Origin of the sequence: Halopseudomonas sp., assembly GCF_041579695.1 — a bacterium.
Classification (GTDB): Bacteria; Pseudomonadota; Gammaproteobacteria; order Pseudomonadales; family Pseudomonadaceae; genus Halopseudomonas.
In genome coordinates, this window is the sequence record NZ_JBFGFI010000027.1 from 1 (window position 1) to 23,218 (window position 23,218).

Consider the following 23,218-nt stretch of genomic DNA (forward strand, 5'->3'; position numbering starts at 1 on the left):
ATGTAGTCATTCTGGCTGCGCGGGCCGTCACACAGCTCGCGAAACTCGAACCAGCCGACGTCCTCGCACACGCGAATGGACTTGACCGGACGATTCTCCACAGTCAGCAGATCACCCTCCACGACCTCATCGATATCTGGCACCAGGCTCTCAAAACTCCGCCGCAGGCTCAGATCCGCGCCTTCATCCAGCGGCCAATGGTAGAGCTCGGCCTGCTCCAACGCGCGCAGCCGATAATCCACGCCGTTATCCACGTTGACCACTTCAGTCTGGCTCTTCAGCAATGCAATGGCGGGCAGGAACCGCGCCCTTTGCAGCCCGTCCTTGTATAGCCCATCGGGTACGATATTGGAGGTGGCGACCAGCGTTACACCGTTCTTGAAAAGCTCTTCCATCAGCGTGCCAAGGATCATCGCATCGGTAATATCGGAGACGAAGAACTCGTCGAAACAGATAACCCGCGCCTCATCGGCAAACTGGCGTGCGATCAATGTCAGCGGATTCTTCTCGCCCTTGAGACCTTTTAGCTCCTGATGTACGCGCTGCATAAAGCGATGAAAATGCGTACGCATCTTGCGCTCGATCGGCAGCGCGTCAAAGAAGGTATCCACCAGATAGGTCTTGCCGCGACCGACACCGCCCCAGAAATAGAGTCCCTTGGCCGGCTCCGGCTGTCTGCCCAACAACCTGTCGAACAGGCTGGAGCGGGAATGCTCCGCGGCAACCAGATCATCGAAGAGACGTTGCAGGTGCCGCACGGCGTTTTCCTGCGCTGGGTCGTAAACAAAATCCGGACGCTTCAGGTCCGCCTGGTAACGATCGAGAGGCGTCATAATGCTGACCATGGGAGGGAAAAGGGGCCGGAACTGTACCCCCTGACCAGCGTATTTGGCAATTGTCCGATAGTAACCGGAAAATTTCTCACACCAACGCCTGCTCTACCGCGTCCTTCAGCTCCACCAGCCGCCCATGGAAGAAATGACCGGTCTCGGCAAAACGCACCACTTCTATGTGCTCGCGGCCCTCCAGCAGATCGAACACCGCAGCCGAAGCCACCACATCGTCGGCCTCACCCATCATCACCGTAGCCGGCGTCCTCAGAGGTAAGAGATCGGCGAAGGGCAGCCGTTCCACGGAAGGCGCAACCAGGATCAAACGCCGGGCCGGGCTGTCCAGCCGGTTGGCCGTCGCCGCAGCCACGTAGCCACCAAAGGAAAACCCCATGACCCAGAGGGCCGGCGCGGGCATTTCCTCGCGTGCCCAGTTGATGACAGCAAGGCAGTCATCAACCTCGCCGCAACCGCCGTCATGCTCGCCGCCACTGCGGCCCACCCCACGGAAATTGAACCGCACAACGCTCGCCCCCATATCGCGGGCAGCACGCATCAGGGTATGCACCACCTTGTTGGTCATGCTGCCGCCGTGCAGCGGGTGCGGGTGACAGATGACCGCCACCGCAACTGGCTGCTCGGCCTGGGTTACCAGCATTTCCAGAGGACCCGTCGGCCCTTCGATCGTCTGTCGCTCTTCAAGCTTGCCGCTCATTCACACCCCCGTGACCTTGCCTGTGAAAAACGCGTCTCTCACCTACAACAGGGCCTGTGAAGGTGACCTCGACAGGCTGGCAGTGCAGGCTAGCCCAAAGGGTACTAGCCTTGGCAGAGAAATGTCGTTACCGTTAGTACATTAGCTGATCAGGCGCTTTCGAGCCCGCCTGGCAGCCCAACGCTCAATGAGGGAAACACAGTGGAAGCAAGCGAAAACCTGTGGATTGCAGTAACCATTGCCCTGGCGGCAGGCGTCATTATTGGCATCGTGCTTACCCAGATTGCCCGGCGCGTCAGCGGCAGCTATTCGTCCGGAACGCGCGCGCAACTCGAGAATCTGCAGCTGCGCTTCGAGGAATATCAGCAGGAAGTCTCCAGCCACTTCAAGACTACCGCCAGCCTGGTTGCCCAGCTCAACCGCAGCCACCAGGAGATTCAGGAGCATCTTTGCCAGGGTGCAATGGACCTCTCGCCTGACGATATTACCCGTCAACGCCTACTGGCCGCACTGGAAGAGCCTCCGGTATCGCGCAGTCGACCCAACGGCGAGCCGCTGTTTGACAGCCTGGAGCCGCCGCGCGACTATGCGCCAAAGGGCGAGGACAGCCCCGGCACCCTGTCGGAAGACTATGGCCTCAAACGCAAGCCCTGATAGTTCCTCCGGTGGCCTGGCGGCCACCAGTCTCAACTGCGGATACCGATAAGCATGTCGGGCGCTGACTCTGATCTTTTTTTCCAACGCGCCGCAGATAATCAGGAACACCTGATCATTCGCGGCGACTGGGTACTGACGCACTATGCCGAGCTGCGAGAGCGGATAGCGCAGGACCAGACCCCGGCAATCCAGAGCGCAGATTTACGCGAACTGGGCAAACTCGACACTGCCGGCGCTCAGCTACTCGCGGAATTGCTGGGTCCCGAGCTGCTTTCCCGACTTGCCGAGCAAGATGATGGCATCGGACACAAGCAAGGCATCCTGTTGCAGCGAGTGGCCCAGACCATCGAGAAGTCACCTCCTCCCCCCGCCCCACAAGGCGTATTGATTGTCGATCTGCTGGCTCGTATCGGCGCCGCCTCTCTTGCGTTCTGGCACCACCTGGTGGACCTGCTCGGATTCACCGGCCTGGTACTGGCAAGCCTCGCGCGCAACATCCTGCGCCCGGGTAACTGGCGAGTCACCTCACTGGTGGCACAGATCGAGGTGACAGGTCTCAACGCGCTGCCGATCGTGGCGCTGTTAACCTTCATGGTCGGTGCGGTAGTGGCGTTCCTCGGCGCGACGATTCTAGAGAGCTTTGGCGCCACCATCTATACGATCGACCTGGTCGCCTTTTCCTTCCTGCGCGAATTTGGCGTGTTACTGACCGCGATCCTGCTCGCTGGACGCACAGCCAGTGCCTACACCGCACAGATCGGCTCGATGAAAGCCAACGAGGAGATCGACGCGATACGGGCGCTCGGGCTCAATCCGATCGACCTACTCGTTTTGCCCCGGGTGCTGGCGATGTTGATCGCACTGCCTATTCTCACCCTGGTTGCAATGTTCTTCGGGCTGCTCGGCGGCGCGCTGGTCTGCATGGTTTCACTCGATATCTCCCCTTCGATGTTCCTGGGCACCCTGCAGCAGAACATGGACGTGCAGCACTTCTATCTGGGCATCGCCAAGGCCCCGGTCTTTGCCTTCCTGATCGCCCTGATTGGTTGCCTGGAGGGCTTCAAGGTCAGTGGCAGCGCTCAGTCCGTCGGCGAACACACGACCTCCAGCGTGGTGCAATCCATCTTCGTGGTGATCCTTGTGGACGCCGTGGCTGCCCTGTTCTTCATGGAGATGGGCTGGTGACCGAGACGACACACGATGAACCACTAATCCGGGTGCGAGGACTGATCAACCGCTTTGGCTCCCAGACCGTGCATGAAGATCTGGACCTGGATATCCATCACGGTGAAATTCTCGGCGTCGTGGGCGGTTCCGGCAGCGGCAAGTCGGTTCTGCTGCGCTCGATTCTTGGCCTGCACCGCCCCACGGGTGGCCGCGTCGAGGTCTTTGGCGAAGACCTGCAAGCGCTCGATGCCGAGGCGCGATCCCGCCACGAACGGCGCTTCGGCGTCCTATTCCAGCAGGGTGCGCTGTTTTCGTCGATGACGGTGGCTGAAAACATCGCCTTGCCGCTGATTGAACACGGCGGCCTCAGCCGCGAAGACGCAGAGCACCTGGCGCAGATGAAGCTTGCGCTTACCGGCCTCCCGGCCAATGCCGGGGGCAAGTATCCCTCCGAGCTGTCGGGCGGGATGATCAAGCGTGCAGCGCTGGCCCGAGCACTGGCGCTGGATCCGGATATCCTGTTTCTTGACGAGCCGACGGCAGGTCTGGACCCGATCGGCGCAGCGGCGTTTGACGAGCTGATACGAACTCTGCGCGACGCGCTGGGTCTCAGTGTATTCCTGGTGACGCATGATCTGGACACGCTCTACGCGATCTGTGACAGGATAGCGGTACTTTCGCAGAAGAAGGTGCTGGTAGCCGACACGCTGGAACGTGTCGCAGCCGTGGACGATCCATGGATCCAGGACTATTTTCATGGCCCCAGAGGCCGCGCTGCGGCCAATGCGACCGAACGCAACCAACAACAGCCGGAGCATGATCGCTGATGGAAACTCGCGCCCACCACGTGCTGATTGGCCTGTTCACATTGCTCGCCGCCGGTGCAGCGATAGTCTTCGCTCTCTGGCTCGGGAGTGCTGCCACCAGCCGCGAATACAAGGATTACATCGTCGTCTTCAACGAGGCGGTGACCGGCCTGTCGCGTGGCAGCGCCGTTCAGTACAGCGGGATCAAGGTCGGCGACATCGCCTCCCTGGAGCTGGATCCCGAAGATCCTCGTCGCGTCCTTGCCCGGATCCGCGTAGGCGCGGACGTGCCGGTCAAGGAGAACACCCGCGCCCGCCTCTCCTTCACCGGCATTACCGGTAACTCGGTCATCGAACTGAGCCACGGCACACCATCGAGCCCACCGCTGACCAGCGACAACGGACCTCCGGTCATTGTCGCCAAACCTTCGCCGATCTCCTCGCTGCTGGCCGATGGCGAAGACCTGATGACCAACGTCAACCAGCTGATGTCCAGTGCCCGCAGCATCCTGTCCGACGAAAACGCAGACAGCATTGGTCGCACGCTTGCCAACGTGGAACAGGCTACCGGCAGCATCGCCGCCCAGGGGGAAAACCTGGAACAACTGCTCAGCGAGCTGACCCGCGCCAGCCAACAGGCCACTGAGACCCTGCAGCGCAGCAGCGAACTGGTCACCAGTGCTGACACCCTGCTCAACCAGCAGGGCGCCCGCACACTGAATCAGGCCGAACAGGCACTGACATCGATTGCCAGCGCCAGCGGCGCTCTGGAAACCATCCTCGAGAACAACAGCGAAGCCTTCACCAGCGGCATGCAGGGCCTGTCCCAGCTTGACCCGGCGATAAACGAGCTACGAGCCACGCTTGAGTCACTACGGTCCATTACGCGGCGCCTGGAGGACAATCCGACGCGCTTTATCCTGGGTCGCGACAGCATGAAGGAGTTCGAACCATGAGGCAGCCACGCCGTTCCATTCTGGGCATATTTGCACTGACAAGCCTGTTCTGGCTGTCAGCCTGTACCGTCTTCCCACAGGGCGAATCGCAGCGAATATATCAGTTGCCTGCCCCCAATCTGCCGCCCTCAACAATGGAGCCGTTAGCGCAATCGCTGCGTATCGACACCCCTCAGGCCGGCTCGGTGCTCAGCAGTCCGCGAATGGTGGTGAACCCGCGCGGCAATGAATTGCAGACCTACAAGGGTGCGCGCTGGTCCGATCCCGTCCCCGCCCTGTTGCGCGAGCACCTCGCCCGCGCATTCGGGCAGAGTAAGATACTCAAGGCGGTGAGCTCTGATGAGAGTTCATTCCGGGCGGATATCCACCTGAGCAGCAATTTGCGCCGCTTCCAGGTCATTTACGAAGGCTCCCAACCCTCGGCGGTAATCGAGCTGCATGCCCGGCTTATTGATCCGGTCAGCCGGGAAATCATTGCCGGGGAAACGTTCGTCGTGGAGCAAAGGCTGAAATCTGCAGAGGTACCCGGCGTGGTAGAGGGCTTCAAACTCGCCTCGGACGAACTTGCCAGCCAGTTGATCGACTGGACCCGGAGCCAGGTGGTGGATATCGTCGCGCGCTGAGAGCAGCGAGTTCAGTCCGGCGAACAAGCTGCTAGGGAGCGACTGCAAAAGGGAGGGCGGCGCAACGCTTTCGTGCACCGACTCTCGCTGGTGGCGCCGCCACCGAAGCTTGCGCTGCTGGATGGCACCATGAATGCCTGCCCGGCGGCGGCCTCACTGGCCCGTGAAACGATCAGCTCCGTGGTCGCCGGATGTCGTCGGCGACACGACCGGCATTGAAGAATGGCACTATCTGGCTACGCTGCAGATAGCCAACAAAGGCATCGGTGTATACGGGCTTGAGTGAACAGGTTACAGCGCCGGAGACGCACTCAACAGTGCCTGGAACAACAGGACTATCAGATAGCCCACCAGGATCACGAGCCCCATGAGCACCACCGCCAGCCCCCATACGAATAAGCGACTGTTGACCACTGTCTCACGCGGACTGTCCAGGTACTGATTAAGCAGCCGCACGTTCCGATTATTGGCTTTCCAGGCAAAATCAAACAGGTCGCCCACCAGCGGTATCGCGCCCACTACCGTATCCACCAGCACATTGAAGGCCATTTTCAACAGCAGGGCCTTGGGTGCGCCCATGCGCGCGGCCTCGGAAATCACCACGCTGGAGATAAGAGCCGTGATCACGTCGCCAACGCCGGGTATCAGGCCGATCAGGCTGTCGAAACCGAACCGCGCATTGAAACCGGGAACCTTGATCGAGCTGTCGAGAAACCAGGCAAGCCGTTCCAGCTTCTTTCTGGTTTTTTCCCTGCCTTTATCCTGCATATGCAGACTCTTCTCCCTGTGTGGCTTGCAATCAGGAAGTGCCGGAAGGTGCCCGGCCTACCCGATCATTCCCACTCGATTGTAGCTGGCGGCTTACTGGATATGTCGTACGTTACCCGCGACACCCCGGTAATCTCGTTGATGATGCGGTTAGACACCGTCTCCAGGAACTCATAGGGCAAATGCGCCCAGCGTGCCGTCATGAAGTCGATGGTTTCCACTGCGCGCAGCGCAATGACCCATTCATAACGACGGGCATCACCCACTACACCCACCGAGCGCACTGGCAGGAAGACCGCAAAGGCCTGGCTGGTCTTGTGGTACAGATCAGCGCGACGCAGCTCCTCGATGAAAATGTGGTCGGCACGGCGCAGAATATCGGCGTACTCCTTGCGCACTTCGGCGAGAATCCGCACGCCCAGGCCCGGACCAGGGAAAGGATGGCGGTAGACCATGTCGAAGGGCAGGCCCAGCTCCAGGCCGATCTTGCGGACCTCGTCCTTGAACAGTTCGCGCAGCGGCTCGACCAACTCGAAGGCCATATCGTCCGGCAGGCCGCCGACGTTATGGTGGGACTTGATCACATGCGCCTTGCCGTTCTTGGAGCCGGCCGATTCGATCACGTCCGGATAGATGGTGCCCTGGGCCAGGTACTTCACGCCCTGAAGCTTGGTCGCTTCCTCATCGAACACTTCGATAAAGGTGCGCCCGATGATCTTGCGCTTCTCTTCTGGATCGGTGACGCCCAGCAGCCGCGAGAGAAACTTCTCCTGGGCGTTAACCCGAATCACCTTCACGCCCATGTTCTCGGCGAACATCGCCATCACCTGCTCGCCCTCATGCAGGCGCAACAGGCCATTGTCCACAAATACACAGGTCAGCTGATCACCGATAGCCTGGTGGAGCAACGCTGCAACAACCGAAGAATCCACGCCACCGGAGAGCCCCAGCAGCACATTGGCGTCGCCCACCTGGGCACGTACATTGGCGACTGCATCCTCGACAATATTGGACGGCGTCCACAGGGCTTCGCATCCACACAGCTCGAGAATGAAGCGCGAGAGCATGCGCAGACCCTGGCGTGTATGGGTAACCTCAGGGTGGAACTGCAGACCGTAAAAATGTCGTTTCTCGTCACCCATCGCAGCGATCGGACAGCTCGGGGTACTGGCCAGGATATGGAAATCGTTCGGCAGCTCGATGACCTTGTCACCGTGGCTCATCCACACATCCAGGCTGAGCAGGCCGTCAGCATCGACGTGATCCTCGATCCCGCTCATGAAGTCGCTCTTGCCAACGACATCCACCCGCGCGTAACCGAACTCGTGCTTGTCCGAGCCCTGAACCTTGCCACCAAGCTGCTCGGCCATGGTCTGCATGCCGTAACAGATACCCAGTACCGGCACACCGAGCGTGAACACGATCTCCGGTGCGCGCGGCGAGCCCGGCAATGGCACCGACTCCGGCCCCCCGGCCAGGATTATGCCCCTGGGAGCGAAGTCGCGGATCTCGCCCTCTTCCATATCCCAGGCGCGGATTTCGCAATACACACCAATCTCGCGCACGCGCCGGGCAATCAACTGGGTGTATTGAGAACCGAAGTCCAGAATCAGGATCCGGTGGGCATGAATGTCTTGATGGACCATAGGGCAGGCTCTCTGAAGGACGTTACGCAAAAAAGTGATGTAGGAATGTGATGCGGCGACCGTCTGCGGAGATCCCTGTCGCGACATGCAAGAACGTGCCGCGACAGTAAATCATCCAGGGCTGTCGCTTAGCCAACCCGGTAGTTGGGTGCTTCCTTGGTGATCTGCACATCGTGGACGTGCGACTCACTCATACCGGCATTGGTAATACGCACAAACTGAGGTTTGGTGCGCATTTCCAGAATGTCGCGGCTGCCGGTGTAACCCATGGAGGCGCGAAGGCCACCCATCAGCTGATGGATGATCGCAGCCAGCGAGCCCTTGTATGGCACGCGGCCTTCAATCCCCTCGGGCACCAGTTTCTCGGCGCCAGCGCTGGAATCCTGGAAGTAACGATCAGATGAACCCTGGCTCCCGGACATCGCGCCCATGGACCCCATACCGCGGTATGCCTTGTAGGACCGGCCCTGGAACAACTCGACCTCGCCCGGCGCCTCTTCGGTACCGGCGAACATCGAGCCCATCATCACGACCGACGCGCCGGCAGCGATTGCCTTGGACAGGTCGCCGGAAAAACGGATGCCACCGTCGGCAATAACCGGAATATCAAAATCCTTCAGCGCGGTCGCCACATCGGCAATCGCAGAAATCTGCGGTACGCCGACACCTGCGACGATGCGTGTAGTGCAGATTGAACCCGGACCGATGCCGACCTTGACTGCGTCAGCGCCTGCCTCAGCCAGCGCGAGGGCAGCCTCGGCAGTGGCGATATTACCGCCTACAACCTGGATATCCGGATAGTTCTCCTTGACCCAGCGCACGCGGTCGAGCACACCACGGGAATGACCATGGGCGGTATCAACCACCACCACATCCACGCCGGCAGCTGCCAGCGCCGCGACGCGTTCGGGCGTTTCCACACCCGTACCTACTGCAGCGCCAACCAGTAACCGGCCCTGGTCATCCTTGGTGGCGTTGGGATAGGCGCGAGCCTTTTCGATATCCTTAACGGTCATCATGCCCTTGAGGCGGAATTCGTCGTCAACGATCAGCACTTTCTCAATCCGGTGACGGTGGAGCAATTCACGCACCGTACCGGCGCTGACACCTTCTTTCACGGTGACCAGCTGGTCCTTGCCGGTCATGACCTCGCGTACGCTGGCTCCCATACGGGTTTCGAACCGTATGTCACGCGCGGTGACAATACCGACGAGGTTGCCACCAGAGAGCACCGGAACACCGGAGATGTTGTTGACTCGGGTCAGCTCGACCAATTCACCGACAGTGGCATCTGCATCGATGGTGATCGGATCCTTGACCACGCCGGATTCGAACTTCTTCACCTTGCGTACTTCGGCAGCCTGCTGTTCGACGGTCATGTTCTTGTGGATGATCCCCATACCGCCTTCCTGAGCCATCGCGATGGCCAGACGGGCCTCGGTGACGGTATCCATGGCCGCGGAAAGCAGGGGAATATTGAGTTCGATGCGCCGGGTGAGCCGGGACTTCAGGCTGACGTCTTTCGGCATGACCTCGGAATAACCGGGCACAAGCAGAACATCGTCAAAGGTTAGGGCTTCTTGGCTTACACGTAGCATAGCAGGGCTCCCGAGCGGGAAAATGGAAGCAAGGCATTATACCTGCCACGCCCGGTACGCTCAATGAGTATCGCAGTGTCATTCAATTATTCTCTGCAGCGCCTGCGCACGCTAAGATGACCGCATGAATGATGATGCCCTGTTTCAACGCCTTACCAAAGAACGCGACGTGCTCAGCGTCAGTCAGCTCAATGCCCGTGCCCGCAGCCTGCTGGAGGATGTTTTCCCGCAGATATGGGTTGAGGGCGAACTGTCCAACCTCGCCCGCCCCTCCTCCGGCCATTTATACTTCAGCCTCAAGGACAGCAAGGCGCAAATTCGCTGCGCCTTTTTCCGCCAGCATGCCAATCGCGTGCGCATGGCGCTGAGCGATGGGCTGCAGGTGCGCGTGCGCGGCCGGGTGAGCCTGTATGAGGGACGCGGCGACTACCAGCTGATCGTCGACAGCATGGAATCGGCCGGCGACGGCGCGCTGCGCCTGGCCTTCGATGCCCTGAAAGCCAAGCTCCTCGAAGAGGGTCTGTTCGCCAGCGAACGCAAACGACCGCTGCCCGCTCACCCCAAGCGCATCGGCGTAATCACTTCCCCCAGCGGCGCGGCGGTACGGGACATCATCAGCGTATTCGGCCGCCGCGCGCCCTTTATCGAGCTCATCGTGGTCCCCACTCCCGTCCAGGGCCGGGACGCTGCGCCGCAGATAGTGCGTGCGCTTGAACTGGCCGACCGCTCAGGCTTCGACGCCCTGATCGTTGCCCGCGGCGGCGGCTCGCTGGAAGATCTCTGGCCCTTTAACGAGGAAATCGTCGCCCGCGCCCTCGCTGCCTGCCACACGCCCACGGTCAGCGCAGTGGGCCACGAAACCGACGTATCCATCTGCGATTTCATCGCCGACGTGCGCGCCCCTACCCCTTCGGCGGCAGCAGAACTGCTCAGCCCTGATCAGCAGGCCATGCTGCAGCAGGTAGAGCGCGCCCATCGCCAATTACGCCAATGCCTGCGCGATCGTCTGGCCCGCGAACACCTGCGCCTGGAGAACCTGCGCCGCCGCTTGCGCCATCCCGGCGAACGCCTGGCACAGCAGACCCAACGCCTGGATGACCTGGAAATGCGCCTCAAGCGTGGCATGCGCCAGCAACTGAACCAGGTCAGCCAACGCAGCGAAAGACTGCAGGCACGCCTGCAAGCACAACACCCAGGTCGCCACCTGGCACTGCTGCGTCAGCGCCTCGATCAACTCGACCGTCGCCTGCCCCGGGCGATAACCCAGACATTGCAACAACGCCGCCAGCGACTGGACGGCCTCGCGCAAACGCTCAACGTCGTCAGCCCACTGGCCACCTTGGGCCGCGGCTATAGCATCCTGTTCGACCAGCAAGGCAAGCCATTACGCAGCCATACCGACACCAGACCGGGCCAACGCGTCGAAGCGCAGCTCAGCGACGGCCGCCTGGCCTTGCGCGTAGAAGACAATCTGGAAGCCCCACACACCCTCCCGTTGCTGGAATAACCATGCCGTTCAAGCGCCTGATCATTCTGTTCTGCCTGGCCATATTGACTCTTCCTGCCCACGCGGAAGGCTTCATTACCCGGCTGCTCAACAAGCCGGTACCCGGCGGCGTGGCGGTAGTCACACTGCCTGAACAGTCAGAAGCCCCACGTGCGCATTACCAGGACCAGCCTCTGCTGGTCATCCGCGAAGACGGCCAGCGCTGGATCGCCATCGCCGGCATACCCCTGACCGCAAAGGCCGGTAACGAATACATCGAGCTTGCTGACGGCGAAAAGGTTGCGTTCAAGGTCACCGACCGCAAATACCCCGAACAGCATATAAAGCTGCAAAACCAGCAACACGTCACGCCCGATCCGGAGCATCTCAAACGCATCAAGCGTGAGCTCGATGAACAGATCAGCGCCTACAAGACCTTCAGCGCCCGCCAGCCCAGCAACCTGTTATTTGACCGCCCGGTGGAAGGCCGCCTGTCCAGCGCCTTCGGCCTGCGCCGCTTCTTCAACGGCGAGGAGCGCAACCCCCATTCCGGCCTGGATTTCGCCGCCCCCACCGGCACATCGATCAAAGCTCCCGCAGCCGGCCAGGTGATTCTCGTTGGAAACTACTTCTTTAACGGCAAGACCGTGTTCGTCGACCACGGCCAAGGGCTGATCAGCATGTTCTGTCACCTGTCGGCAATCGATGTGAAAGTCGGGGACGAGCTCGCCCGCGGCGAACACGTCGGCAAAGTCGGCGCCACAGGCCGCGCCACCGGACCACATCTGCACTGGAACGTCAGCCTGAATAGCACCCGCGTGGACCCCTCAATATTCATAGGCGCATTCATGCCCTGACAAATCTCGCGCCAGGACCTTCTGGACTGCGGGTAGTGACTCGTTGAGACTGCGCGAAGGTCAACATGGATTCCCGCGTTCGCGGGAATGACGGGGGCTGGGTGAGGCACGAAGGTTTCACTTTTGACCCTGGACAGCAAACCCTACCTCACACCGAAGCCTGCCAAGCGCACAGCCTGGCGGGGTGCAGAAAGTGTCTGAAACAGGGACGTTTCTGACAAGCCTCCAGGGACGGATTCACGGCGGCTTTCGGAACCCTGCCAGGCTGGGAGCGATCTGCACCAAACGACCAGCATTCACAACTGCGCAACAATCCCCCAAAATCTCGGCCTCGAAATCACAAAAACCCTATATATCGACCCCGATTAGCCATTCCTGCCAAATTTCAAAGACGCATTGCAATAAAAACAGCAACCAATTAACTTTTACTGCAACAACACCCAATTCAGTACCCGCCCGACCCACAAGGTAAAGGGCCGAAAAGGAAGCAGACCATGAGCATGCTCAAAGACCCGTCCAGCAAATATCGCGCATTCGAGCCGGTAGATATTCCCGATCGCCAATGGCCGTCGCGGACTCTTACCGAAGTACCGATCTGGTGCAGCTCCGACCTGCGTGACGGCAACCAGTCGCTGATAGAGCCCATGGACCCTGCGCGCAAGCTGAAATTCTTCCAGACCCTGGTCAAGGTCGGCGTCAAGCAGATTGAAGTTGCATTCCCATCAGCCTCCAAGGCCGACTTCGATTTTGTCCGCAGCCTGATCGACGAAGGCCATATCCCGGATGACGTCACCATCCAGGTGCTGACCCAGGCACGCGAAGACCTGATCAAACGCACTTTCGAATCCGTACGCGGCGCCAAAAAAGCCATCATTCATGTGTACAACGCAACAGCGCCCAGCTTCCGCCGCATCGTGTTCAACCAGGACAAGAAAGGCGTCGTCGACATTGCCGTCAATGCCGCCACGCTGATCAAGCAGCTTGCTGCAGAGCAGCCGGACACCCAGTGGACATTCCAGTATTCGCCAGAGATCTTCACCTCCACTGAGCTGGATTTCGCTGTCGAAGTCTGTGACGCCGTGCTCGACGTGTGGCAGCCGACGCCCGAGAACAAAGTTATCCTTAACCTGCCGGCCACGGTCGAGATTGCCACGCCCAATCATTATGCCGACCAGATCGAATGGTTCGGCCGGCATATCAGCCGCCGCGGCAGCGTGCTGATCAGCCTGCACACGCACAACGACCGCGGCACCGGCGTTGCCGCCACAGAGCTTGGCTTGCTCGCCGGCGCCGATCGGGTCGAAGGCTGCCTGTTCGGCAATGGCGAGCGCACCGGCAACGTCGATCTGGTTACCCTGGCGCTCAACCTCTACACCCAAGGCATCCATCCGCAACTGGATTTTTCCGACATCGATTCCGTACGCAAGGTCGTTGAGGAGTGTAATCAGCTCTCCGTGCACCCGCGCCATCCCTATGTCGGCGACCTGGTACATACCGCATTCTCCGGATCGCACCAGGATGCGATCCGCAAGGGCTTTGCCCAACGCAAGCCGGATACGCCGTGGGAAGTACCCTACCTGCCAATCGACCCCGATGACATCGGTCGCAGCTATGACGCGGTTATCCGGGTCAACAGCCAGTCGGGCAAGGGTGGCATCAGCTACCTGCTCGAGCAGGGTTACGGCATCAGCCTGCCGCGGCGAATGCAGATCGAGTTCAGCCAGGTCGTACAGGGCGAGACCGACCGTCTGGGCCTGGAAATGAGCGGCGTGCAGATCCATGAGTTGCTTGATCGTGAGTACATACAGGCCACCAGCCCCTATGCGCTGATCCGCCATAGACTGCAGGAGGAAAATGGCACCAGCGCGGTGGACGTGGAAGTACTCAACCAGGGCGAGACCTTGCACTGGCGTGGCCTGGGCAAAGGCCCCCTCGAAGCGCTGGTCGCCGGATTACCGGTGGCAGTCGAGATAATGGACTATCACGAACATTCCATTGGCTCGGGCACCAACGCCAAGGCCGCCGCCTACGTGGAAATCCGCCTGGATGGAGGTCGCCCGCTGCACGGGATCGGGATCGACGAGAACCTCACTACCGCCAGCTTCCGTGCGCTGTTCAGCGCATTGAACCGAGCCCTGCGACAGGCCGACGCCCAGGCCGCGTGAGGCATCAGTGGAAACGCGCCGGGCCCTGTCCGGCGCGTTTGGCATCGACCTGCCAGCAGGCCCATCGCTGCTGACACATCCAGTTAAATCGTGCCGACTTGTTAAAAGAATTGCGGCCCCCATAATACACCGCACATTCTGTACCCACCGGTCCAGACAACAAGGAGTCGTACCAGATGTCCCGATCACCCCTTCTGACGCCCGTTCGTATGGGCAGCCTCGATCTGCCTAATCGCGTAATCATGGCGCCCCTTACCCGCCAGCGCAGCAAACAGCCCGGCAATGTGCCCTACGAACTGAACGCCGCCTACTATGCCCAGCGTGCCAACGCCGGCCTGATTATCAGTGAAGCCGTGCAAATATCAGCCGAGGGTCAGGGGTACGCCTGGACGCCGGGGATTCATAGCGCAGAACAGATCGAGGGTTGGAGGAAGGTCACGCAGGCCGTACATGACGCGGATGGCCGCATTTTTTTGCAACTATGGCATGTCGGCCGCATTTCCCATCCGCTGCTGCAGCCCGACGGCGCCGCTCCAGTGGCACCCTCGGCGATTCAGGCCAAGGCCGAGTGTTACGTCCAGGAGCCCGACGGCAGCAGCCACAAGGCGCCCACTGGTATGCCACGGGCATTGAAGACCGAAGAGTTGCCCAGAATCGTGGCTGACTATGCTAAGGCGACCCGCAATGCGCTTGATGCGGATTTCGATGGCGTGGAAATACATGCAGCCAACGGCTACCTGCTCGATCAGTTCCTCTGCTCCGACAGTAACCAGCGCACCGATGCGTACGGCGGCAGCCTGGAGAATCGGGTTCGGCTGGTGCTCGAAGTGGTTGATGCGGTGATTGACGCGACCGGCGACAGTGGTCGTGTGGGCATCCGCATTTCGCCCATGGGTACGTTCAACGGTGTGGATGATGCCGACCCGCGGGAGACCTTCAGTCACCTGCTGCGCGAACTGAACAGCCGTGGTCTGGCCTATGTACACGTCAACCGCCCTGATTGGGTGGGTGGCGTTTACGAGGGCTTTGACTCCCTGCTAGAGACGCTGCGCGAACTGTATGACGGACGGATGATTATCGCTGGCGGCATGACTGCAGAATCCGGTGGCCAGGCGATCGAGGATGGCCTGGCGGACATGGTCGCTTTTGGTCGGCCCTACATTGCCAACCCGGACCTGGTCCAGCGTATCAAGACACGCACGGAATGGAACGAGATCAACCCGTCGACCCTGTATGGCGGCGCGGAAGAAGGCTACACAGACTATCCGACCATGGACCAGTCAGCGACCTGACGCGCAAACCCCGGCCTCCCACAAAAAAACCCGGCCTGTAGCCGGGTTTTTTATTGCGCAAATAGACTCCAGCCAAATCAGCTACTTCAGCGCTTGCGGTCCTTGCTCTTCTTCTCTTCTTTCTTGTGGTGGCTCATCAGCCGCCGCTTCTTGTTGACCTGGCGATCGGTCAAACCGGTCTTGCGATCGGCAAAGGGGTTCTCACCGCCCTTGTATTCAACCCGAATCGGCGTACCCGCCATGCCCAGCACCTTGCGGAAGGTATTCTCCAGATACTTGGTGTAAGACTGGGGAACGTTCTCCACCTGGTTGCCGTGAATGATGATGATCGGCGGATTGGAACCACCAAGGTGAGCGTAGCGCAGCTTGATGCGGCGACTATTGACCACCGGAGGCTGGTGATTGGCCACCGCATCCTCAAGGATCTGCGTCATGCGGTTGGTCGGCACCTTGGTCATTGCGCTGGCAAAGGCCTTGTCGACCGACTTGTAGAGCAGGCCTACGCCGCTGCCATGCAATGCAGAGATAAAATGCAGATCGGCAAACTGGGCAAAGATCAGCCGGCGTTGCAGCTCGATCTTCACATATTCCTTCTCACGCTCATCCATGCCGTCCCACTTGTTCACGGCAATCACCAGCGCGCGGCCGGCATCCAGCACGAACCCGAGCAGGTGCAGATCCTGTTCCACGACGCCTTCACGGGCATCGATCACGAAGATCACCACATTGGAGTCCTCGATCGCCTGCAGCGTCTTGATCACCGAAAACTTCTCGACCGCCTCGGATACCCTGCCACGCTTGCGTACACCCGCGGTGTCGATCAGCGTGTAGGGTTTGTCGTGGCGCTCATAGGGGATGTAGATGGTATCGCGGGTGGTACCGGCCTGGTCGAATACCACCACCCGGTCTTCACCAAGCATCCGGTTGACCAGGGTCGACTTGCCCACATTGGGTCGACCGATAACCGCAATCTTGGTACCGATCGCCTCAACGATACGCGCAGGCTTGCCCTCCTCGCCCTCGGCCAGCGGCTCCTGGGCGAGACTGCCGATACCCTCTTCACCAAACACCTGCTCGAGCATCGGATTGATATTGCGACCGTGCGCCGCCGCGATGCCGATTGGTGCACCCAGGCCGAGCTTGGAAAACTCGCCCTGAATCGAATCCTGGTCTGCGCCATCGATCTTGTTGGCAATCAGATAGGTGTGCTTGTTGCGCTTGCGCAGATGCTGAGCGATCAGCTCGTCTGCCGCGGTTCTGCCGGCCCGGGAATCGACCAGGAAAAGTACCGCGTCGGCCTCTTCGATAGCCTGCAGGGATTGTCCGGCCATAATCATGTCCAGACCCTGCTCGTCGCCGCTGATGCCTCCAGTGTCGACCAGGATATAGGGCTTGCCCTGCCATCGTGCTTCGCCGTACTGGCGATCGCGGGTGAGCCCCGCGACGTCGGCAACGATAGCGTCACGACTCTTGGTCAGACGGTTGAATAGCGTGGACTTGCCGACATTGGGCCGCCCCACGAGGGCGATTACAGGAACCATGATTACTCCGCGCACGGATGACCGTGCAATAAACGAAAACGGCCGCTGCGCCAGTTTCAGGGGCAGCGGCCGGGAAAGTATAGCTTTTTTCGGGCCTAGCGGAGCGTAAGCGCCACCAGGTCACCACTGTTGCCGTACACATAGAGCGTGTCGCCCAGCACGATTGCCGGTGCGCGTACTCCGTCACCGTCGACCCGTATGCGGCCGACCAGCCGCCCATCCGTCTGCGCAAGCAGATGCACGTAGCCATCGAAATCGGCCACCGCAATATAGCTGCTGAACGCAACGGGCGCAGTCAGCTGGCGACGCATCAGGCCGTCATTGACCCAAAGCGACTCACCGCGCGAGCGGTCCAGCGCCTGGACTCGGCCATCGGCATGGCTGACGTAAACGCTGCCAAAGCCTTCGCCGGGGCCGACCAGACTCGACGCTTTTTTCTGCCAGCGTACAGTGCCGGTATTCACATCAACGGCAGCAAGAGCGCCCTGAAAACTGGTGACATACAGCGTTTCGTCGACCAGCAGCAATTGGCCGTCGATATCGACCATCCGCTCCAGTTCGGTGCGGCCCTGCGGTTGCGCTACGCGCGCCTCCATGATCGGCAGTCCGGTATCTGCCGCCAGGCCTACCACGCGACCGCTGGACAGACCGGCGAATACCCGACCCTGTGCAATCAATGGCGCGCTGTGACCGCGCAGGGTAAGGACCGGCACGCTGGACTCGTAGATCCAGCGCTGCGACCCGTCACTGATATCCAGTGCGGTAACCTTGTCGTCGAGGGTCTGCACTACCACCACGTCGCCATTGGTCCGCGGTGGAGCCAGCACTTCACTGGATACCTGGGCGCGCCACATTTCGCTGCCATCGGTCTCGTCGAGCACAATGACTTCGCCATCCAGCGTACCGATCATTACCCGACCACCACCGGTTCCCACAGCACCGGAAACCCGCTCCTTGAGCTTGACTTGCCAGGTCACGTCACCGGTTTCACGGTCCATTGCCACAACACGGCCACGGGCGTCAGCCGCATACAGCGTCAGGCCGTCAAGCGATGGCATCAACTGGTTGTACAGCTTGCCCTGGCCGGCACCGATGTTGCGCTTCCAGGTACGCTCCAGCTCCACTTCGGAAGTGAAATCCTGCAGCTCTGCCGGGGCGAGTTCTTTCTTGCCTGAACCACTGCAGCCTGCAACCAGCAGCGCCGCCAGGGTAATGGCCAAATACGGGAACTTCAGGTTCACTAGGCTTCCTCCGCCAGATCATCGAGCTTCAACTGTAACTGCGGACGCGCCTGGGGATCTTCGAGCGCCGTGAGGGCAGCCTGATAGGCTGACCGCGCCTCGGACTCTCGGTCTAGAGCGAGCAGCAGGTCGCCGCGGATTTCTTCGCGGCTGGCCAGCAATGCGCCGGACACTTCGCCCGTCAGCACATCGAGCCCTTCTTCGGCCCGATCCTGCGCGGCCAATACCCGGGCCAGACGCTGGCGGGCAACTTCCTCGAGCACCGGATCACCGGCGTCGGCAACCAGTTCGCTCAGCAACTGTTCGGCGGCCGGCAGATCCTCTGCCTCCACCGCCAGGCGAGCCTGCATCATTGCGGCAAACTGCGCATAGCGCGTGCCACTGTACTGTTCACGGATCTGCTCGGCCAGTTCCGCGCCGCGGGCACGATCCTCGGTTCCATCGCCTGCAAGAACTGCTTCGAGCATAGACTGGTAAAGTGCCGATGCTTCGGCTGCCTTGCCGTCCTGATAATTATTCCAGCCCTGCCAGCCGAATACGCCAGCCAGCGCAATCACCACGCCGGTCAGTAAGGGAACGCCGTGTTTCTTCCAGAGTTCCTTGATCTTTTCTACCTGTTCTTCTTCTGTCTCGTACGTCACCCCAGACTCCTTGCCTGATCAAAGCGGATATTTGCGCTCACAACACTTGTTTTAGACGCGCTGGCAATTCATGCCAGCCGATATTTTCCTGCTGCTCATCACTGCGCAGCGGTTTCAGGCCTATCAGCTCCGCTGCCGCCTCGTCTTCGCCCAGAATCAGCGCGAAGAGCGCGCCTGACTTGTCCGCCTTCTTGAACTGGCTCTTGAAGCTGCCGCCGCCACAATGCACGACCAGGCGCAGACCCGGCAAGGCGTCACGCAGCTGTTCGGCCAGCCGGAAACCGGCTAGCGCAGCTGCTTCGCCTTGCGTGACAAGGTACAAATCTACTTGGCGGGACAGTTCAGCCGGCACGCGACCCAGTGTCTGGATCAACAGCAACAGGCGCTCGATACCCATGGCGAAGCCCACTGCCGGAGCGGGCTTGCCACCCAATTGCTCGACCAGACCATCGTAACGCCCACCAGCGCAAACTGTCCCCTGGGCGCCAAGCTTGTCAGTCACCCATTCGAACACTGTCAGCCCGTAATAGTCCAGCCCGCGCACCAAACGCGGGTTGATCACGTAGGGTACTCCCGCTGCGTCCAGCAGGGCGCGCAATCCGTCAAAGTGATTGCGGGCATCCTCATTGAGGAAGTCGGCCAGACGCGGCGCATCGGCCAGCAATGCCTGCGTCGCCGGATTCTTGCTGTCCAGCACCCGCAAGGGGTTGCTTTCCAACCGGCGCTGGCTGTCTTCATCCAACTGGTCGAAACGCTCGCGCAGATACGTGACCAGCTCCCCACGATAACGCGCGCGGTCCTCGCTGCTGCCCAGGCTGTTGAGCTCCAGCGTGACAGCATCCTGCAGGCCAAGCTGCTTCCACAAACGCCAGCTGAGCAATATCAGCTCGGCGTCAATATCCGGACCGGCGATATTGAATGTCTCCACTCCGATCTGGTTGAACTGACGGTAGCGGCCCTTTTGCGGGCGCTCGTGGCGGAACATCGGCCCGGCATACCAGACCTTCTGGCTCATTCCGCTGCCCAGCAGTCCGTGCTCCAGCATTGCCCGTACGCACCCGGCAGTACCTTCGGGGCGCAGGGTCAGAGAATCGCCGTTGCGATCGGCGAAGGTATACATCTCTTTCTCGACAATATCCGTCACCTCACCAATCGAACGCTTGAACAGCTCGGTGGGCTCGACGATCGGCATACGCATCTGCTGGTAACCGTAACCGGTCAGCAGGTCTGCCACTGTTCTTTCGAAATACTGCCAGAGCGCACTGTCGGCGGGCAGGACATCGTTCATGCCGCGCACGGCTTGCAGGGTCTTCAATGCATCTTTCCTTTATCAGCCACGGGCGATGGTGTTGGCATCCAGCGCCTGTTTGGCAGCAATCTTGTCACGAATGAGTTTTTCCAATGTATCGACCAAATGAACGTTGTCGACCTTCTGATCCGGCGTTCCGCCGACGTAGATCAGGTTATTCGGAGAGCCACCGGTAAGGCCGATGTCGGCCTCTTTCGCCTCGCCCGGGCCGTTGACCACGCAACCTATGACGGCCACATCCAGCGGCACCACTACGTCTTCGAGGCGCGCCTCGAGTTCGTTCATGGTCTTGATTACGTCGAAGTTCTGCCGTGAGCAGCTCGGGCAGGCAATAAAGTTGATGCCGCGCGAGCGCAAGTGCAGCGATTTCAACAGGTCGAAGCCAACCTTGATCTCTTCGACCGGGTCCGCCGCCAGGGAAATGCGGATGGTATCGCCGATCCCCTCGGCCAGCAGCATGCCCAGACCGACGGCCGATTTCACAGTGCCCGAGCGCAGCGCACCCGCTTCGGTGATGCCCAGATGCAGCGGCTGCTCTATCTGCGCTGCAAGCAACCGATAGGCACCGACCGCCATGAACACATCGGATGCCTTGACGCTGACCTTGAAATCCTGAAAATCCAGCTTGTCGAGATAATCGACGTGGCGCAGCGCCGAATCGACCAGGGCCTGGGGCGTCGGCTCGCCGTATTTTTTCTGCAAGTCCTTTTCCAGCGAACCGGCGTTCACGCCGATGCGGATCGGGATGCCATTGTGGCGCGCAGCGTCGACCACTGCGCGGACGCGATCCTCGCGTCCGATATTGCCCGGATTGATGCGCAGACAGTCCACGCCCAGATCGGCCACACGTAACGCTATCTTGTAGTCGAAATGAATGTCGGCAACCAACGGCAGGCTGACCTGCTTACGGATCTCGCCGAACGCATCGGCGGCCTCCATGCTTGGCACCGAGACCCTGACGATGTCTGCTCCGACCGCCTGCAACTGGTTGATCTGGGCCACCGTGGCAGCCACGTCGCAGGTTTCGGTATTGGTCATGCTCTGCACCGAAATAGGCGCATCACCGCCAACCAGTACCGAGCCCACGCGGATCTGCCGGGAGACTCTGCGTTTAATGGGGGATTCGTGGTGCATCGCGTTACTCCTTCAGCCCAGACGCAGGCGAACAACGCCCGAGTCGCGGACGCCTTGCGTATTCACCGACTCGCCGTTGAAGGCAATTTGCGAGACCGCTTCAACCGCGCCGATAACCACGTCGAAGGGGCCCTGGTGATCGATGGCAAGTGACTGCCCAGCCTGCATCAGGGCGCTGTGCAGCGTTTCACCGCCGGGCGTGGTCACCTGCACCCAGCAATCGCCGGTGAACTGCATCCGCAATCCGCTGACCGAAGCAACAGACTGATCAGCAGCTTCCGTCGTGGCGGCCTGAGAAGGCGCTGTCTCCCCTTCAGGCGCCACTGGCTGTATGCCGGCGTCTTCAGCGGAAAGCTCTGTCTGCTCTGGAGTCAGAAGCGCCTGTTGCTCTTCAGCTGATGCAGCGGCCACCTCAGCGTCTGTCGCCGGGAGCACCAGGCCGGGCAATGCCAGGACAGTTTCCTCTGGCAATTCAGGGTCTGCAGCAAAGTCTTCCGGCAGGGCCATGGCGTCCACTTCAACTTCGTCGAGAACCTGACTCGCTATGCTGGAAATGTCCTCGTTCGCAGGCGCTGGCTGGCTGTCGTACCACCAGAGCAAAAGCGAGGCGAAAATGGCCAGGGCGACTACTACCGTAGTCCAGGTCAGCAGCGTGCTACCTGTGCGGCCCGGCCGGCCCATTTTGTCGATCCCGCTGACCTGGCGCTCGCGCACCTCGATACCCCGGGATCTGTCGTATTCGAGTACCAACCGATTGGCATCCAGCCCCAGAAGGCGTGCATAGCTGCGCACGTAGCCGCGTGCGAAGGTATCGCCGGGCAACTGGTCGAAGCGCCCGGCTTCCAGGTGGGCAAGGATCTTTTCCGGCAGGCGCAGGCTGGTAGCGGCCTCGCCGGCACTCAGGCCCTTTGCTTCCCGGCCGGCCTGCAGAGTGGCGCCCGGATGGGGCATGCGCCCATCATCTTGTCGAAGCTCGACGTTCGGCGGCATTGCATCTCGCTGCTCTGTACTCATGATTGGTCTGATGCCTTCATTGCTTGCGCTTCCGGACTTGCGGGGTAGAGGCGGCGCAGCTGCAACGCGTAGCTTGCAGCCCGGTTATGATCTTCAAACCGCCGTGCCAGTTGAATGCCCAGCCAGAGGCTGTCGGCATTCTGTCCGGAAATCTGGGTGAAACTGCGATAGTAGTCCCATGCCGGAACGTAATTCTGTTCATTAAACTCGATCCTGGCCATCTCCAGCAAAGCCAGGGGCTGGCGGCTGTTGAGCCGCAACGCCCGTTCGAAACTCGCTTTGGCCTGCTCCGGCTGATCCATACGCTGGTATGTCAGTCCGATATTTTCAAAAACTCTCGACCGCTCGCCATAGAGCGTGTCCCGGGCTGCTTTCTCGAAGTAGCTCAGGGCTTCCTGATAGCGCTCCTCACTGAGCAGAAATACGCCGTAATTGTTCAGAATCCGCGGATTGTCCGGCGCGCTAGCCAGAGCATCCTGGTAATGCTTCTCAGCCGACGCTGTTTCGCCTTCCTGCTGAAACACCATGGCCAGGGCCAGGTGCGCTGCGGCAGAGCGCGGGTCTAGCTTCAATGCTTCGCTCAGGGGCGCCTTGGCGCTTTCGGTCTCACCCTCCTGCAAATACCCCAGGCCCAGCTGGATGTAGGCGTCCCTTCCGGCGTCCGGATCAGGCTTGCTCTTTTGCGGCTGGTCGCTGGTGGTTACACAGCCGGTAAGCGCCAGGGCTGTGAGCAATGTTGCCGCGATCATCATTCTGTTCATCACACTCGATC

The 23,218-nt window shown here is 60.4% G+C and carries 22 protein-coding genes; 10 read left to right on the forward strand and 12 right to left on the reverse strand.

The features are described from left to right. A partial coding sequence (zapE, locus tag ABYA88_RS07740) for a cell division protein ZapE (protein ID WP_373186474.1) occupies positions 1-833 on the reverse strand: 833 nt, incomplete at its 3' end. Between the two features lie 88 nt (positions 834-921). Next, the gene (locus ABYA88_RS07745; protein ID WP_373186476.1) at positions 922-1,545 is read right to left on the reverse strand and encodes an alpha/beta hydrolase; all 624 of its coding nucleotides are present in this window, start codon (positions 1,543-1,545) and stop codon (positions 922-924) included. Positions 1,546-1,746: 201 nt separating this feature from the next. On the opposite strand from ABYA88_RS07745, the gene ABYA88_RS07750 reads away from it, so the two are divergent. The 6 genes from ABYA88_RS07750 to ABYA88_RS07775 all read left to right on the forward strand — a co-directional run bounded on the left by ABYA88_RS07750 (position 1,747) and on the right by ABYA88_RS07775 (position 6,040). Then, on the forward strand, positions 1,747-2,199 hold the full coding sequence (locus tag ABYA88_RS07750; protein ID WP_373186477.1) for a YhcB family protein: 453 nt from the start codon (positions 1,747-1,749) through the stop codon (positions 2,197-2,199). Between the two features lie 54 nt (positions 2,200-2,253). Next, positions 2,254-3,387 (forward strand): MlaE family ABC transporter permease, encoded by a 1,134-nt coding sequence (locus ABYA88_RS07755; RefSeq protein WP_373186478.1) that lies wholly within the window; start codon positions 2,254-2,256, stop codon positions 3,385-3,387. Beyond that, positions 3,384-4,196, forward strand: a complete 813-nt coding sequence (locus tag ABYA88_RS07760; protein ID WP_373186479.1) for an ABC transporter ATP-binding protein — start codon at positions 3,384-3,386, stop codon at positions 4,194-4,196. The genes ABYA88_RS07755 and ABYA88_RS07760 overlap by 4 nt, the downstream gene beginning before the upstream one ends. Next, complete coding sequence (locus ABYA88_RS07765; protein WP_373186480.1) at positions 4,196-5,131, forward strand: MlaD family protein; 936 nt, start codon at positions 4,196-4,198, stop codon at positions 5,129-5,131. The genes ABYA88_RS07760 and ABYA88_RS07765 overlap by 1 nt, the downstream gene beginning before the upstream one ends. After that, positions 5,128-5,754, forward strand: coding sequence for an ABC-type transport auxiliary lipoprotein family protein (locus tag ABYA88_RS07770; RefSeq protein ID WP_373186481.1), 627 nt, complete (start codon positions 5,128-5,130; stop codon positions 5,752-5,754). The genes ABYA88_RS07765 and ABYA88_RS07770 overlap by 4 nt, the downstream gene beginning before the upstream one ends. 163 nt (positions 5,755-5,917) lie before the next feature. Next, positions 5,918-6,040, forward strand: coding sequence for a hypothetical protein (locus ABYA88_RS07775; protein WP_373186483.1), 123 nt, complete (start codon positions 5,918-5,920; stop codon positions 6,038-6,040). A gap of 5 nt (positions 6,041-6,045) precedes the next feature. Here the strand turns inward: ABYA88_RS07775 and ABYA88_RS07780 are convergent, their stop codons facing one another. From ABYA88_RS07780 to guaB, 3 genes are all read right to left on the reverse strand, one after another. Then, positions 6,046-6,522 carry a DUF4112 domain-containing protein gene (locus tag ABYA88_RS07780; protein WP_373186485.1) on the reverse strand — a complete coding sequence of 159 codons (477 nt, stop codon included), beginning with the start codon at positions 6,520-6,522 and terminating at the stop codon, positions 6,046-6,048. Between the two features lie 65 nt (positions 6,523-6,587). Continuing rightward, positions 6,588-8,168, reverse strand: a complete 1,581-nt coding sequence (gene guaA / locus ABYA88_RS07785) for a glutamine-hydrolyzing GMP synthase (RefSeq protein ID WP_373186487.1) — start codon at positions 8,166-8,168, stop codon at positions 6,588-6,590. 128 nt (positions 8,169-8,296) lie between these two features. Beyond that, positions 8,297-9,766, reverse strand: coding sequence for an IMP dehydrogenase (gene guaB / locus ABYA88_RS07790; RefSeq protein ID WP_373186488.1), 1,470 nt, complete (start codon positions 9,764-9,766; stop codon positions 8,297-8,299). 124 nt (positions 9,767-9,890) lie between these two features. Here guaB and xseA point away from each other — a divergent pair, with 124 nt between their 5' ends. From xseA to ABYA88_RS07810, 4 genes are all read left to right on the forward strand, one after another. Next, positions 9,891-11,273: an exodeoxyribonuclease VII large subunit gene (gene xseA / locus ABYA88_RS07795; protein ID WP_373186489.1), complete on the forward strand. Its 1,383-nt coding sequence runs from the start codon at positions 9,891-9,893 to the stop codon at positions 11,271-11,273. A 2-nt stretch (positions 11,274-11,275) separates the two neighbouring features. After that, positions 11,276-12,109: a peptidoglycan DD-metalloendopeptidase family protein gene (locus ABYA88_RS07800; RefSeq protein ID WP_373186490.1), complete on the forward strand. Its 834-nt coding sequence runs from the start codon at positions 11,276-11,278 to the stop codon at positions 12,107-12,109. 494 nt (positions 12,110-12,603) lie between these two features. Beyond that, the gene (gene leuA / locus ABYA88_RS07805; RefSeq protein ID WP_373186491.1) at positions 12,604-14,274 is read left to right on the forward strand and encodes a 2-isopropylmalate synthase; all 1,671 of its coding nucleotides are present in this window, start codon (positions 12,604-12,606) and stop codon (positions 14,272-14,274) included. Between the two features lie 176 nt (positions 14,275-14,450). After that, on the forward strand, positions 14,451-15,566 hold the full coding sequence (locus ABYA88_RS07810) for an alkene reductase (RefSeq protein WP_373186492.1): 1,116 nt from the start codon (positions 14,451-14,453) through the stop codon (positions 15,564-15,566). Between the two features lie 86 nt (positions 15,567-15,652). Here ABYA88_RS07810 and der read toward each other — a convergent pair whose 3' ends face one another. The 7 genes from der to pilW all read right to left on the reverse strand — a co-directional run bounded on the left by der (position 15,653) and on the right by pilW (position 23,198). Then, positions 15,653-17,107, reverse strand: coding sequence for a ribosome biogenesis GTPase Der (gene der, locus ABYA88_RS07815; RefSeq protein WP_373186493.1), 1,455 nt, complete (start codon positions 17,105-17,107; stop codon positions 15,653-15,655). 95 nt (positions 17,108-17,202) lie between these two features. Beyond that, positions 17,203-18,342: an outer membrane protein assembly factor BamB gene (bamB, locus tag ABYA88_RS07820; RefSeq protein WP_373186508.1), complete on the reverse strand. Its 1,140-nt coding sequence runs from the start codon at positions 18,340-18,342 to the stop codon at positions 17,203-17,205. 5 nt (positions 18,343-18,347) lie between these two features. Further along, the gene (locus tag ABYA88_RS07825) at positions 18,348-18,989 is read right to left on the reverse strand and encodes a YfgM family protein (RefSeq protein ID WP_373186494.1); all 642 of its coding nucleotides are present in this window, start codon (positions 18,987-18,989) and stop codon (positions 18,348-18,350) included. 37 nt (positions 18,990-19,026) lie between these two features. Then, entirely contained in the window at positions 19,027-20,304 is a 1,278-nt protein-coding gene (gene hisS / locus ABYA88_RS07830; protein WP_373186495.1) for a histidine--tRNA ligase, read from the reverse strand. A gap of 15 nt (positions 20,305-20,319) precedes the next feature. Beyond that, positions 20,320-21,432 carry a flavodoxin-dependent (E)-4-hydroxy-3-methylbut-2-enyl-diphosphate synthase gene (gene ispG / locus ABYA88_RS07835; RefSeq protein WP_373186496.1) on the reverse strand — a complete coding sequence of 371 codons (1,113 nt, stop codon included), beginning with the start codon at positions 21,430-21,432 and terminating at the stop codon, positions 20,320-20,322. A gap of 12 nt (positions 21,433-21,444) precedes the next feature. After that, the gene (locus tag ABYA88_RS07840; protein WP_373186497.1) at positions 21,445-22,446 is read right to left on the reverse strand and encodes a RodZ domain-containing protein; all 1,002 of its coding nucleotides are present in this window, start codon (positions 22,444-22,446) and stop codon (positions 21,445-21,447) included. Beyond that, positions 22,443-23,198: a type IV pilus biogenesis/stability protein PilW gene (pilW, locus tag ABYA88_RS07845; RefSeq protein WP_373186509.1), complete on the reverse strand. Its 756-nt coding sequence runs from the start codon at positions 23,196-23,198 to the stop codon at positions 22,443-22,445. The genes ABYA88_RS07840 and pilW overlap by 4 nt, the downstream gene beginning before the upstream one ends. Between the last annotated feature and the right edge of the window lie 20 nt (positions 23,199-23,218).